This is a genomic window from Arthrobacter sp. B2060 (genome assembly GCF_059090445.1).
In genome coordinates this window covers 42,680-56,416 of the sequence record NZ_JBNHFR010000015.1, presented here as the reverse complement: position 1 = coordinate 56,416, position 13,737 = coordinate 42,680, and the positions used below count along the sequence as shown (strand labels likewise).

The following is a 13,737-nucleotide window of genomic DNA, read 5'->3' as shown; positions in this document are numbered from 1 at the left end:
CTAGCCTGGCCCGGACGTCTGCCCTGTGGCTGACCCTGCCACGAAGCGGTACCGCAACTCCACGATCCCCCGCCCTTGGGTGCGGGAATCCACCAACTCAAGCGGCGGCGTCGGACTTTTCAGCGGCAGCAGCCGCTTCCCCCGTCCGAGCACGACGGGGATGATCGAGACGATCAGTTCATCGAGCAGGCCTGCGTCGGCGAACTGGGCGGCGAGTTCGCCTCCTCCTACCACCCAGACGTTTTTGCCTGCGGCGTCGCCGGTGAAATCGTCAGCGAACTCAGCGACGTCACCGCGAACGAACGTGATGTCCGCACCCGGCGGGGCGCTGAATTCGTGGTGCGTGAACACCCAGCAGGGCATGTCGGCGTAAGGCCAGTTGCCCGGCTCGTGGTCCATGAGCCACTGGTAGGTTGCGCCGCCCATCACGATGCAGCCCACGCCGGCCATGAAGGAGTCGTAGCTTTCTTTCCCGCCTTCGAACCCGTCGAACTGCAGCAGCCATGCAAGGTCATCATCAGCCGTGGCGATGAACCCGTCGAGGGAAGACGCCACGTAGTACTGGACACTGGACATGGGCCCAGCCTAGCGAGTCCAGTGCGAGGTTCCCAGAGCGGCGGACGCTGGCCGCTGGCCGCTATCCGCTGAAGTAGGGAATGATCAGGTAAAGCCCGAACAGCACTGCCACTCCGCAAAGGCCGAAGCAGATGTAGGCGAAGTAGCGGACCCATGCGGGGGCGGCAGTCTGGCTGTCTCCGGCAATGGCGGTGAGGCGGACGCCCAGGGAATACAGGACCACAACGGTTACGGCTGCGGTCAGCGTGGCACCGGCTACGGTGAGGAGTTCCAACCACTTCATCGCTGCGTGTCCTTCGGGTTGTTCGCCTTGGCGCGCTCGGCGGCGCGTGCGGCCCGGGCGAGGGCTTTCTTCTTGGCGAAGCGGACGGCCTGCCCTGCTTCTTCGACCTCTACGGCGTTGTGGTGGCCAACTGCGGACTTGCGTGAGACCAGGAACATGTAGAGCACTGCTCCGGTTCCGGCGACGGCGGCGATCACCACGCCCACGGTGCCCGTCTTGACGAGGATCGCGGTGAGTGCACCGACAACGCCCGCTGCGGGCAGGGTGAAGAGCCAGCCAAGCGCGATGCGCCCCACCATGCCCCAGCGGACGGTTGTCCCCTTGCGGCCCATGCCCGAACCGATCACGGAACCGGAGGCCACCTGCGTGGTGGAGAGGGCGAAGCCAAGGTGCGAGGAGGCGAGAATGGCGGACGCGGTGCTGGATTCGGCTGCGAAGCCCTGCGCGGGCTTGACCTCAGTAAGGCCCGCGCCCATGGTCCTGATGATCCGCCAGCCGCCTGCGTAGGTTCCGATGGCGATGGCGAACGCGCAGGCCGCGATGACCCAGAACACCGGGCCTGAACCCGGCTCCTGCGTTCCGGCGGCGATCAGCACGAGCGTGATGATGCCCATGGTCTTCTGGGCGTCGTTGGTGCCGTGCGCCAGCGCCACGAGGCTGGACGTGAAGATCTGGCCGGTCCGGAAGCCGCCGCGTTTCTGCGTGAGCTTGCTGCCGGTCTCGGGATCGTGCCGGGAGGTGAGCGCGTAGGCCACGCGGGTGCAGATGTAGGCCACAATCCCGGCAATGAGCGGGGCGAAGATGGCCGGCAGGATGACCTTCTGCATCAGGGACTCCAGATTGATGGAGTGGAACCCGATGCCGGCCACAGCGGCTCCGATGAGCCCGCCGAAAAGGGCGTGGGACGAGCTGGACGGCAGGCCCTTCAGCCACGTGATCATGTTCCAAAGGATCGCGCCCATGAGGCCGGCGAAGATGATGTCCGGCGTGATCTGGATGCCGTCGTTTCCCTCACGGATGATGCCGCCGGAAACCGTCTTGGCCACTTCCGTGGACAGGAACGCGCCCACCAGGTTCAGGACGGCTGCGAGTGCAACTGCCGTCTTGGGTTTGATGGCACCGGTGGCGATGGGCGTGGCCATCGCATTCGCGGTGTCATGAAATCCGTTGGTGAAGTCGAAAAATAAGGCCAGTGCTATGACCAGCGCCACCATTAAGGTGATATCCACCTGTTGCCCAATCTGCAGAGTCGATGATCAGCAGTTCCACTTCCCCGGACGCCTGCAAAGCACAGAGTTCACCGGCTGTTCACGCGATGGGACTTGCAGTGGCTGCAGAAACGGGTTTGAAACCCTATAGATCGTACGCGCCACGCACTTCAGATCAAACCCGGTCTTCCATGAACGTCCGAATGGCTTCAAGCTCCCCGGGGGACAGACCCCGCCTCGGATCGGGCGAGACCAGCAGCGCACGCCCGCGCAGGATCCTGGCCCAGGACTGTGCCCGGCCTTCGAAGGCAAGCTGGTCGTCCACCCAGATGATCCGCTCGGGACGGCTGAACTCGACGTCGGCCTGGATGGCCTCCAGCTTCCACCAGTCCGCTCCACTGCCCGCGCCGTCCGCGGTCAGCACCGGCCAGTCTCCGCCGTCGAGCCCGGTTGCGGGGCACAGCACCGCAGGCGCCAGTTCCTCCCAGCTGGTCAGCCAGACGCAGCGAAGGCCCGGTGTCGGCGCCAGCCCGTTGAGTTCGTCGATCAATTCGGCCGCATAGGCCACCTCGAGCATGCCGGTGTACGCATACCTCCAGGCCGAACCCCACGGCGTGAGTCCGGCGGCGCCAAACGGGCACACCACGCCGTCCACGTCCAGGTAAAGTGACGCGTTTCCCACGGCATGGTCCTTCCACTGCGGCGGCAGGCGAGGCACCGGCCCCAGCCAGCCCCCGGCTCTTCGTCCGCCCCCGGCTCTGGTTCCAACGTTATGGAACCGGTGTGATGCGGGGCAAGGGGATGCCCCTCGACATGCACGCCTCCCACTTCTGGGACGCCTTCGCCATGGCCGCACTGGGCACCATCACCGGGAAGTACCACCACGGCAAAGATGTGGAGATCCTCGGCCTCAGCGACGCCAGCACCCTCCTGCGCGAACGCCTCGGCGGCAAACTCGGCGCGGGTGGGACTGTTAATTTTCAGATATGAAAAGCCCCGCTCTGCAGCTGCCGTCATCAGGAAGGGCCCAGCAATCTATGGCCTTGGTCTTCCTGGCCGCAGCCTCATCGGCGCCTGGATCGGAGCCCACTGGGCCACCCGGCTCAAGTCCAAGACCCTCTACCGCGTCATCGCGGTCCTGCTCGTCCTGATCGCTGCGCTGCTATTCGTCACCCACTTCTTCACCGTCGACCCCCTCAACATTCCCGCAGGCCCACGAACCATCCTGGGAATCGCGGCCGGCGCGGTGATCGGCGTCGTGGCTGCCCTGATGGGAGTCCCGGCGGTGAGCTGCTCATCCCCACAATCGTGCTGCTCTACGGCACGGACATCAAGATCGCCGGCAGCCTCTCCCTGGCAGTATCGCTTCCCACCATGCTCGTGGCGTTCGCCCGCTTCAGCAGGGACAAGGGCTTCGCCGTTCTGGGACAGAACAAACCATTTCTCGTGGCCATGACGCTGGGCTCCATCACCGGGACGGTTATTGGAGGACTTCTGTTGGGCGTCGTGCCGGACTCCGTCCTTATTCCGCTACTCGTCCTACTGCTGCTCTTGTCCTCAATCAAGGTCTGGAAACACGAGTAGCGGCCAAACATGCCTTCCAGATGGCACGTTCCACAGGGGACGCGTCCGCAGCACCCACGTGGATCAAAGGTCCCAAACTGCGGAGGATAGACTGTGCCCGTCAGCGCTGGAGCAGATCCGACGAGAGGCAGGCATGGGCGACACCGAGGCAGCCGAAGTCATTCCCACCGAAGAACTTGTCCTGCTTCACCGGTATTGGAACGCCGCCAACTACCTCACGGTGGCCCAGATCTACCTCCAGGAGAACCCGTTGCTGCGGGAGCCGCTGAGGCCGGACCATATCAAACCACGGCTGCTCGGCCACTGGGGAACAGGCCCTGGGCTGTCTCTGATCTACGTGCATCTCAACCGTCTGATCAGGCGCACCGGTGCGGAGGTTCTTTTCCTTGCCGGCCCTGGCCACGGCGGGCCGGCCGTGGTGGCGAATGTGTACCTCGAAGGCACGTATTCGGAGGTGTATCCGGAAGTCAGCCAGGACGCGGCGGGGCTGCGGCGTCTTGCGCGCCAGTTTTCGACGCCCGGCGGGATCGGAAGCCACGTGGGTCCGGCCACACCCGGGTCCATCCACGAGGGCGGCGAGCTCGGTTACTCCCTCATGCACGCCACCGGCGCCGTCATGGACAACCCCGGACTGATAGCCGCCTGCGTTGTGGGCGACGGAGAAGCCGAAACCGGGCCGCTCGCAGCGTCATGGGACGCGCCCTTCTTCCTCAACCCGGCAAGGGACGGCGCCGTCCTGCCGATCCTCCACCTTAACGGGCACAAGATCTCCGGTCCCACCGTGTTGGGCCGCCGTTCCGACGAGGACGTGGAGGCGCTGCTGCATGCCCACGGCTGGGATCCCGTCACGGTCTCGGGCGACGACCCAGCACGGGTCCACCGGGAACTGGCCTCCGCCGTGGACGGAGCATATGCCGATATCCGCGGGCTGCAGGAGGCTGCCCGAAGCAATGGCGTGACCGGCGCCGCCCGCTGGCCGGCCATCATCCTGCGGACACCCAAGGGCTGGACCGGCCCGGAATCCGTGGACGGCAGTCCGGTGGAGGGAACGTTCCGTTCCCACCAAGTGCCGCTGTCAGGGGTCAAGGACAACCTGGAGCACCTCGCCTTGCTCGAGCAGTGGATGCGTTCCTATGAACCCGAAACACTGTTCGACGCCGATGGCCGGCTCCTTCCCGACCTGGCAGCCCTGGCGCCCGAAGGCAAGCGGCGCATGGGGTCCGTGCCGCCCGCGAACGGACGCCCGTCCGTACCGCTCGAGATCCCGGATCTGACGCGGTACGCCGTGGATCCCGGCGAGCGCGGCTCCACGAGCAGCGAGACCACCAAGCCGCTCGGCGAACTGTTCCGCGACCTCTACCGGAACACGGAGGAAGACCCGCGTTTCCGCCTCTTCTGCCCGGACGAAACCAACAGCAACCGCCTGGGAGCCGTCTTCGAGGCGAGCGACCGCTGCCTGATGCTCCCGCCCGGCGGCGGCGACGCCGCGGGGTCCAGTGACCACGTCTCCGCCGATGGCCGCGTGATGGAGGTGCTCTCCGAGCACCTGTGCCAAGGCTGGCTCGAGGGGTACCTGCTCAGCGGCAGGCACGGTTTCTTCGCCAGCTACGAAGCCTTCGCCATGATCAGCGCCTCCATGACCGTCCAGCACGCCAAATGGCTCCAGCACGCGCGCGAACTCGACTGGCGCTCCCCCATTCCGAGCCTCAACATCCTGCTGACGTCTACTTGCTGGCGCAACGACCACAACGGTTTCAGCCACCAGGGACCCGGCCTCATAGATACGGTGCTCTCCCTCTCCGGCGAGGTGACGCGCATCTACCTCCCGCCGGACACCAACACCCTGCTGGCCACGGCCGAACATGCGCTGCTCAGTACGGACTACGTCAACCTTGTGGTGGTGGACAAGCAGTCGCATCCGCAATACCTCACACTGGACGAGGCCAGGGCCCATGCCGAGGCAGGTGCGTCAGTCTGGGACTGGGCCGGCAACGAGCAGCCGGAGGGCACGGCTGACCCGGACATCGTTCTTGCCAGCGCCGGTGACATCCCCACCGAGGAGACACTGGCAGCCGCCTGGCTCCTGCAGCGCCACGTCCCCGAGGCCCGTGTCCGGGTGGTCAACATCATGGACGCCATGGTCCTCCCGCCCCGGAACACCCACCCGCACGGCCTCGACGACGGCACCTTCAGCTCCCTCTTCACGGACGCCTGCGATGTGGTCGTGGCCTGGCACGGTTATGCCCGCTCCTTCCACCAGCTGCTGCACGGGCGGCCCCACCCGGAACGGTTCCATGTGCGCGGGTACAGCCAGCAGGGAACCACGACCACGCCCTTCGACATGGTGGTGCTGAACCGGATGAGCCGCTACCACCTGACTCTTGAAGCGCTGCGGCGCATGCCGCGCCGGCTGCCCGGGGCGGATGACCTGGCCCAGCTGTGCAACCGGCAGCTGGAAGCCCACGCCGCATACATCCGCGAGCATTTCGAGGACCTCCCCGAAATCCGCGACTGGATCTGGACGTCACCGGCCCCGCCCGAGTAGGCGTGGAGAGTCAAATTCGCTGCGCGCTTTGCGGGCATTGTTGGGGACGAATCGGCCAATGAATGTTGCCGTCACCGCCCCGAGCAGGGACATAAGGAGCCAGGGAGCGAGTGCAGTGGTTCCCGGCACGTAGGCGAGCTCATAGAGCGGAGCCAGGGCGACGTTGGCGATGACGACCGCGAGCCCTCCGGCACTTGCGAGCAAGCCGAAATACACGCCGGTGGGACGTCCGGCGGCAAACTCCATTACCAGGCCCATCGCCATGGGCATCACGCACATGTTCCCGAGGGCAAGACCGGTTACCAGCACAAGGGCAGGCAACACAGGGAGGCCGCTTGGCGAAGGGAAGACCGCCAACGCCCCGAGGGAAGCGAAGCCCAAGGCCTGCAGTGCAAAGCCAAGGGGAAGTGCGATTTCCGGTCCGGCGTTACGCATGAGCCGGGCTATGGGCCACTGAAGGGTGATGGTCAAAACGGAGGCGTAGGCAAAGACGACAGCCAAGGCACTAATTCCTGGCCGCCGCGTTCCAGTTCCACCGGCAGCCCGAAAAACAAATATGGCCACTAACTTAAATGAGAATTATTCGCTACAGGCGCTGTCCGCTCACACACCTTGTGAGGGACGGAGCGAGTTTGGTTTGGGCGATAGCCTCTTTCCCACCTTGTGCACCACCGCTGGTACGCTCGGCGTGTCACCAGTTCTCAGGGAGCTGAGCATGCGGGAGCAGAAGGACGTCGTTGTCATAGGGGGCGGCCAGGCCGGACTCGCGATGAGCAGCGTCCTGCAGCAGCAAGGGCGCGAGCACATCATTTTGGAGCGTCGGAGAATCGGTGAAAGCTGGCGCACCGAAAGATGGGATTCCTTGCGTTTCCAGTTCCCCAACTGGACGATCCAACTGCCGGGCTACACATACCGGGGAAACGATCCCGACCGCTTCGCACATTACAGCGAGATCCTTCGTCTGGTGGAGGACTACGCGGTGAGCACAGGGGCTCCGGTGCGTGAGAACACTGAAGCTCTCGCCCTCACAGGACGCGGCACGGGCGAGGACTTCGAAGTGTCCCTGGCTGAAGGTTCCATCCATGCGCATCGCGTAGTTATCGCGACCGGACCGTTCCAACGTCCGCGGATCCCCCAGCTGGCGAGTGACGTCTCACCATCGGTGCTGCAGCTCGACCCCACGCGTTACCGGTCACCAGAGGCCCTGCCGGCAGGCGCCGTGCTCGTGGTGGGCAGCGGCGCCTCAGGCTGCCAGATCGCCGACGAACTGCTACATTCCGGGCGCCGCGTGTACCTGTCGGTAAGCCGGCACCGGCGCGCACCGAGACGCTTCAGAGGGAGGGACGTCTACTGGTGGCTGGAGGCACTGGGCCGTTTTGCGCAGACAATAGACAGCTTTCCCGCTCGGCAATATCCGCCTTCCACGGTCGTCACTGGCGTGAACGGCGGATACAACGTCAACGTCCGGCAACTGGCCGCCGACGGCGTCAGCGTCCTCGGCAGGGTCATCGGCGCATCTGGCCCAAACCTCGATGTCCAAGCCAACGCGAACCAAGTACTCGATGAGGCCGATCAGGCCTACACCGGCTTCTTGTCGGCAGCGCGTCAATTCATCAGCAGCAACGGGATAGAAGAGTGGCTGGATCAGGAAGAGCCGGAGGAACGGATCCAATTTCCTGCCGTTGAAGAGGTCGACTCGCTGAATCTTGCCAGGGAAGGCGTTAACACGATCATCTGGGCGACCGGCTATGCCTACGACTTCGACTGGGTCAGGATCCCGGTGTTCGACGACCGCGGCCGGCCCATCCAACAGCGCGGCGTCACTGCAGTCCCTGGGCTGTACTTCCTCGGGCTGCACTGGATGCACACCTTCAAGTCAGGTCTGCTCTCAGGTGTCGGCGCGGACGCAGAATTTCTCGCCGACCACATGGCTGGATGTCCCCCGGCTTAGGCCACTTGTGCTGGTAGGGTCTGCGCATGGATGAAAACTTGGGGAAGTTCATCGACGATTTTGCTCAACTGGTGCAGCTTGCGCAGTCCGGCCAGCACCGCGTGCAGGGCGGAGAGCAGCTGCTCACCACTCTCACTGAACATCTCGGTGTTCCCGCGGAAACGCTGTCCGTGGTCGTGGAGGAGATAGCCGTGCACCGGTTCGTTGATGCTGACATCCTGATGGCAGAACTTGCCGCCGAGAGCGAGGACTTCCAGCTGCTGGGCATCGGCGGCGGGGACCAGCGCCATCACCAGTCACTGAGCGACATGCTGCAACAGTCCCGGTTCTTCCCGCAGTTCCCTCTGTCGCAGCCCGATTTCAAGAACCTGGCTACCGGGCCGGATGAGCAACGCCAGGCCGTGGCCATGGGCCTGTGGCTGTTTAGACAAGGAGGCCGGCCAGTTGCCGTGTGGCAGCGGGATGCAAACCCGCGGTTCGGGCGGCTGTCAGCTTCCCTCGAGGTCCTCGCGGGTGACACCGGCAGTGCGGCGGAATTCCTCTCCGAGTTCCGTCGGCGACTGCAGCACCGGAGCGTTCTCAAGGGTCAGATCATTTCATTGGTTATGGGCGAGTACGGTCCCAGCGCCGCAGGCGTCACCTTCCATGCCAGACCTTCCCTGACAGAGTCCGAGGTCATTCTGCCCGACGGCTTACTGCAGAAAGTTTCAGGTCATGCGCTCGGCATCGCCGAACACCGAGAGTCGCTCAGCGAATACGGGCAGCACCTCAAGAGGGGCATCCTTCTCTACGGCAAGCCGGGGACGGGCAAAACCCATACTGTGCGCTATCTTCTGAGCCAGAGCGCGGGAACCACCGCCATCCTCCTGTCGGGGGGATCGCTGGCCAGAATCGCAGAGGCCGCCACGATGGCCCGGGCCTTGCAGCCTTCCATCGTCGTTCTTGAGGACTGCGACCTGATTGCCGAGGACCGAAGCTTCGGGCACGGACCGCAACCGCTGCTGTTCGAAGTGCTGGACGCCATGGACGGCCTGGACAGAGATGCAGACGTGGCGTTCGTCCTCACCACCAACCGCGTCGATATGCTCGAACGTGCTCTGGCGCAGCGTCCGGGCCGCGTTGATCTGGCCGTAGAGATCCCGCTCCCGGCCTTGGACGAGCGCATTAACCTCGTGAAACTCTACGCCCGCCGGATTCCCTTCAGTAGTGACGCTGTTGAAGATGCAGCATCTCGCACCGAAGGAACGACCGCCTCCTTTGCCCGAGAACTCGTCCGGCGGGCCGTGGTTGCTGCCGCCTTGGAGGGCGTCCCCGTTGATGATAGACATCTGAGCTTCGCTGTCGACAGGCTAATGGAGGACGGCGAGGCACTTACCCGGAGCCTCTTGGGCAGCGGAGCAGGCGCCGGCTTCGAGAACCCTGGCGTCAGCGGTTTTGGTGCACCCGGCTTATCTGGACCCGGCCTCGACGGAGCCAGCTTTAGAGGGCCATCTAGCGGCAATATTTCCTACAGTTCTGGCATCAGCTCCGAAGCGGACGCATCATCTTAAAGTTGGTCATCTCGACGCCAAGCAGGATGGAGTGCTGCTCGTCGGTCACGGTGAACCCGTGCTGCTCAAAGAAGGGTCGAGCCGTAATGCTCGCGTTGGTGTGCAGCTCGGTTGCACCGGCCAGGGCCGCGATGGCGTGGAGATGCGATAACAGGGCGCTGGCGACGCCGCATCGACCGAACTTGGGAGCTACAAACATCATGTCGATGTAGCCGTCGTCTCGGACGTCGGAGAAGCCGGCGACCTCGGCCCCGATGGTGGCCACATAGGTATTTGACGCCGTCCTTGCGGAGTTCCACTGATTCACGTCCCGTTCATCTGGCCGTGCCCATGCCGCGATCTGCTCTGCTGAGTAATCCAAGGCAGCAGTCTGCGTCACCGCCGCCAGGAATACGCTCAGAGTGGCCGCGGCATCGGTTTCGACGTACGGACGGATCTCCATCCCCTGATTCCATCACACCGGGACGGCTGCCCGACGGAAGTCCCCCGGCGGGCAGGCGCAAGGTGCAGAGGAAGATCGCGGCGGTGCCTTGCTGGGCAACGCCTGTCCCCCGGCATTCCCCGGCAGTAGGCTGGAGGCACTCATCCGGGAGCTGTCCGATGCCTGAACTCGACGACCTGATCACAACTGCGCGCGACGCCTATCGGCGCCGGGACTGGAACGTGGCGAACCGCAACTTCACTGCTGCGCTGCGCCAGTCCGAGCAGGGGCCGGAACAGCTCGGCCCGGCCGACCTCGAGGGACTGGCCGACTCGGCCTGGTGGCTGGGCGACGTGCCCGAATCGCTGGCGGCGGCCGAGGAGCTGTACCGGCGGCAGGACAGTGATGGCGAGCCGGCTTCCGCGGCTATGACGGCGATTGTCCTGGCACTCCGCTGGGGAACGCGCGGCGACCTTGCCGTTGCATCTGGGTGGCTCAACCGGGCCCGGCGGCTGCTGCAGGGCATTACGGAATGTCCGGAGGCCGGATATCTTCTGTACCTGGAGGCGGCCATGTCCATGGACCTCGAAGGGGACCCGGCTGCGGCCGCTGAGGCCGCCGCCAAGGTCGAGGCCCTGTCCCGGCGCTTCGCGGACCCTGCCCTCGCCTGTTTCGCCCGCGTGCTCTCAGCCATCGCCCTGGTGCGGAAAGGACGGACAGACGCCGGCTTCAACGACCTGGACGAGGCGATGCTGCCGGTGCTCGCCGGTGACGTGGCCCCTGAGTGGGCGGGCGACATCTACTGCACGGTGGTCCACCTCTGCCACGAACTTGGCGACCTCGCCCGCATGCGGGCCTGGACCGCAGCTTTGGAGCGCTGGACCGCGGATCTTTCCAGCACGTTCGTGTATGCGGACGTGACCCGCGTCCACGAGTTGCAGCTGCTCAGTGCCGAGGGGAACTGGGATGCTGTGGAGCGCGAGATCGGCCCCCTGAGCGAACGGCTGGCGACATCCCACGGCTGGATGGCCGGGGCCGGGTTCTATGAGCTGGGCGAAATCCGGCGGCTGCGCGGAGATACGGCAGGCGCCGTGGCGGCGTACGCCCGGGTGCGGGGCACCGGCGTTGAACCGCAGCCCGGTGATGCCCTCCTCCGGGCCGCCGCCGGTGACCACGACTCAGCGCTGGAGCATCTTCGGGTGGCGCTCGGCGAAAGCGGCGACCTGGAGGGCGCCCGCATGCGCCTCGCTGCTGCCGAGCTTGCCGCAGCCGCAGGACATCAGGCCCTCGCCTCGGCGTTCTGTGAGCAGCTGGAACAGACAGCTGTCCGCTTCGCGTCGCCCGGGCTGCAGGCCTGGGCAGCCCACGCACGCGGAATCGTGCATTTGGGAGCCGGCCGGCCGGAGGAAGCCCTCGGCGTGCTGAACACCGCTGCCCGCATCTACCGCGAGCAGCGCTCCCGTTACAGCACAGCCCGGATCCACGAGCTGATGGCCGACTGCCGCGCCGCCCTCGGACAGTCGGACACCGCCGCCGCGGACCGGGCAACAGCGCTCGCCATCTACCGCCAGCTTGGCGCCGCCCCGGACGCCCGGAGGCTCGAAGGCGCCTCCCCCGGCGGCCTCACGGCGCGTGAAGCGGAGGTCTTGGCACTGGTCAGCGGCGGAGCAAGCAACCGGCAGGTGGCCGAGTCGCTGGTCATCAGCGAAAAGACGGTGCGCCGGCACCTTGCCAACATCTTCCTCAAGATCGGGGTGACCTCCCGCACGGGCGCGGCCGGTTGGGCGCAGGAGCACGGCCTGAAAAAGCGTTCGACGGCGTAGCGCGGCCATCGGACGGGACTCACCCGCCGCCGTCGTACTTCAGTGAAACTGACACCGCACGCCGGTGCAGCCGGCGCTGCATCATGCGACCCATTCCCCGCCGCGAAACATGCATCATCCGCCCGATGCGCGCTCCGGAACGCGGACCGTAGCGTCAAAGTACCGGACATCCCGTTCGGAACTTCGGAAAGGACACGGACCATGAGCACCATTCAAACGGAAACAGTCCCGCAGGCGGATGCGGTCGAGGCCGGGGCGGAGCGGCTCGTCGGGATCCTCAATGACGCCTCCATCGCCATCCTGGCGAGCATTGGCCACCAAACAGGGCTGTTCGAGACACTGGCCGCCCTGCCGGCTGCCAGCAGCGAACAGATCGCCGATGCCGCCGGACTGAACGAACGCTACGTCCGCGAGTGGCTGGGCGGCATGGTGACCGCACGGTTCGTGGAATACGACGCGGTTGCCAAGACGTACCTCCTGGACCGGGCCCTTGTCCCCTCAGTCAGCGGACCAGGAGTGGACAACCTCGCCCGCACGCTGACCTATGTCACGCTCATGGGAGAAGTCGCCGGAAAGATCGCCGACAAGTTCCGCACCGGCGGCGGGCTGAGCTACTCGGACTACCCCGGCTTCGTACAGATCCAGGCCGCGGACAGCGGCGCCGTCCACGACGCGTCCCTCCTGGAGTCCATCCTTCCGCTCACCGGGAGGGTGGAGGCACTGCGCGCCGGCATCGACGTGGCGGACATCGGCTGCGGTGCCGGCCACGCAGTGAACCTCATGGCTGCTGCATTCCCCGCCAGCCGGTTCACTGGCTACGACTTCTTCGAGGAGGCCCTCGATGCAGGGCGCGCCGAAGCCCAACGCCTCGGTTTGGACAATGTCCGTTTCGAACTCCTTGACGCCTCGGCGCTGGACATCAGCGAAAGGCTGGACCTGATCACGGTTTTTGACGCCATCCATGACCAGGCCCATCCCGCCACCGTCCTGCGCAACATCCACAGGGCGCTCCGCCCCGGCGGCACCTTCCTCATGGTGGACATGAAGGCGTCGAGCAACCTCGAGGACAACATCGACCTTCCGTGGGCCGCATTCCTTTACGCGATTTCCACGACCCACTGCATGTCGGTCTCGCTGGCGCAGGGCGGAGCGGGCCTCGGCACTGTGTGGGGCGTGCAGTTGGCCGAGTCCATGGTCCGCGAGGCCGGTTTCGACGATGTGGAGGTGCGGGACCTGGAGGAGGACCCCTTCAACGCCTACTTCGTCGCGCGGAAGTAGTCGTCAGGGAAGTAGTCGTCGGGGAAGTAATCGTCAGGCAGGGGGCGCCTGCTGGGCTCCGGCGATGTTGACCAGCCAGGCAATGCCGAACCGGTCCGTGCACATGCCGAACGTGTCACCCCACGGCGCGGGCTCCAGCGGCACCGTGACGCTGCCGCCCTCGCCGGAGAGCTTGTCCCAGTAGCCGCGCAGTTCGGTTTCGTCCTCCCCGCTGAGCGAGACGGAGATGTTGTTGCCAGGCGTGTAGTCCATGCCCACGGGCGTGTCCGCGCCCATGAGGACCAGCCCGTTGCCGGCAGTCAGCATCCCGTGCATGATCTTGTCCGCCTCTGCCGGGTCTTCGCTGGCGTGGAAGTCGCCGAAGGTGCTGAGGGCCAGGTCCCCGCCGAAAACGGACTGGTAGAAGGTCATCGCATCGCGGGCGTTGTCGCGGAAACCGAGGTAAGGGTTGAGCACGGTAGGCACAGCATTCTCCTTCGAGTCGGGACAGGCTGAGTGGCCGCTCGGGTGGCGGACCG

Annotated in this window: 14 protein-coding genes; 7 read left to right on the top strand and 7 right to left on the bottom strand. The window is 65.4% G+C overall.

The genetic code is table 11. From position 1 onward, the window contains the following. The 4 genes from AC5RUM_RS20370 to AC5RUM_RS20355 form a co-directional block, all read right to left on the bottom strand. Complete coding sequence (locus tag AC5RUM_RS20370; protein ID WP_494036652.1) at window positions 1–576, bottom strand: dihydrofolate reductase family protein; 576 nt, start codon at window positions 574–576, stop codon at window positions 1–3. A gap of 61 nt (window positions 577–637) precedes the next feature. Next, window positions 638–859: a hypothetical protein gene (locus AC5RUM_RS20365; RefSeq protein WP_400576596.1), complete on the bottom strand. Its 222-nt coding sequence runs from the start codon at window positions 857–859 to the stop codon at window positions 638–640. Beyond that, complete coding sequence (locus AC5RUM_RS20360) at window positions 856–2,088, bottom strand: inorganic phosphate transporter (RefSeq protein ID WP_494036651.1); 1,233 nt, start codon at window positions 2,086–2,088, stop codon at window positions 856–858. The genes AC5RUM_RS20365 and AC5RUM_RS20360 overlap by 4 nt, the downstream gene beginning before the upstream one ends. A 154-nt stretch (window positions 2,089–2,242) precedes the next feature. Next, window positions 2,243–2,749, bottom strand: coding sequence for an HAD domain-containing protein (locus AC5RUM_RS20355; protein WP_494036650.1), 507 nt, complete (start codon window positions 2,747–2,749; stop codon window positions 2,243–2,245). 101 nt (window positions 2,750–2,850) lie between these two features. On the opposite strand from AC5RUM_RS20355, the gene AC5RUM_RS20350 reads away from it, so the two are divergent. The 3 genes from AC5RUM_RS20350 (at window position 2,851) to AC5RUM_RS20340 (ending at window position 6,196) form a co-directional block, all read left to right on the top strand. Then, complete coding sequence (locus AC5RUM_RS20350; RefSeq protein ID WP_494036649.1) at window positions 2,851–3,057, top strand: hypothetical protein; 207 nt, start codon at window positions 2,851–2,853, stop codon at window positions 3,055–3,057. 318 nt (window positions 3,058–3,375) lie between these two features. Continuing rightward, on the top strand, window positions 3,376–3,651 hold the full coding sequence (locus AC5RUM_RS20345) for a hypothetical protein (RefSeq protein ID WP_494036648.1): 276 nt from the start codon (window positions 3,376–3,378) through the stop codon (window positions 3,649–3,651). A 133-nt stretch (window positions 3,652–3,784) separates the two neighbouring features. Then, window positions 3,785–6,196, top strand: coding sequence for a phosphoketolase family protein (locus AC5RUM_RS20340; protein WP_494036647.1), 2,412 nt, complete (start codon window positions 3,785–3,787; stop codon window positions 6,194–6,196). Here AC5RUM_RS20340 and AC5RUM_RS20335 read toward each other — a convergent pair. Further along, window positions 6,176–6,697: an MFS transporter gene (locus AC5RUM_RS20335; protein ID WP_494036646.1), complete on the bottom strand. Its 522-nt coding sequence runs from the start codon at window positions 6,695–6,697 to the stop codon at window positions 6,176–6,178. The genes AC5RUM_RS20340 and AC5RUM_RS20335 overlap by 21 nt on opposite strands. Window positions 6,698–6,911: 214 nt before the next feature. On the opposite strand from AC5RUM_RS20335, the gene AC5RUM_RS20330 reads away from it, so the two are divergent. Further along, window positions 6,912–8,147 (top strand): NAD(P)-binding domain-containing protein, encoded by a 1,236-nt coding sequence (locus AC5RUM_RS20330; RefSeq protein ID WP_494036645.1) that lies wholly within the window; start codon window positions 6,912–6,914, stop codon window positions 8,145–8,147. 26 nt (window positions 8,148–8,173) lie between these two features. Then, on the top strand, window positions 8,174–9,697 hold the full coding sequence (locus tag AC5RUM_RS20325; RefSeq protein ID WP_494036644.1) for an AAA family ATPase: 1,524 nt from the start codon (window positions 8,174–8,176) through the stop codon (window positions 9,695–9,697). Here the strand turns inward: AC5RUM_RS20325 and AC5RUM_RS20320 are convergent. Further along, complete coding sequence (locus tag AC5RUM_RS20320) at window positions 9,669–10,139, bottom strand: GNAT family N-acetyltransferase (RefSeq protein WP_494036643.1); 471 nt, start codon at window positions 10,137–10,139, stop codon at window positions 9,669–9,671. The two genes, AC5RUM_RS20325 and AC5RUM_RS20320, sit on opposite strands and share 29 nt — an antisense overlap. 158 nt (window positions 10,140–10,297) lie before the next feature. On the opposite strand from AC5RUM_RS20320, the gene AC5RUM_RS20315 reads away from it, so the two are divergent. Further along, the gene (locus AC5RUM_RS20315; protein WP_494036642.1) at window positions 10,298–11,941 is read left to right on the top strand and encodes a LuxR C-terminal-related transcriptional regulator; all 1,644 of its coding nucleotides are present in this window, start codon (window positions 10,298–10,300) and stop codon (window positions 11,939–11,941) included. A gap of 201 nt (window positions 11,942–12,142) precedes the next feature. Continuing rightward, window positions 12,143–13,219 carry a class I SAM-dependent methyltransferase gene (locus AC5RUM_RS20310; protein ID WP_494036641.1) on the top strand — a complete coding sequence of 359 codons (1,077 nt, stop codon included), beginning with the start codon at window positions 12,143–12,145 and terminating at the stop codon, window positions 13,217–13,219. Window positions 13,220–13,252: 33 nt separating this feature from the next. Here the strand turns inward: AC5RUM_RS20310 and AC5RUM_RS20305 are convergent, their stop codons facing one another. Then, window positions 13,253–13,684, bottom strand: a complete 432-nt coding sequence (locus AC5RUM_RS20305) for a VOC family protein (protein WP_494036640.1) — start codon at window positions 13,682–13,684, stop codon at window positions 13,253–13,255. Window positions 13,685–13,737: the final 53 nt, after the last annotated feature.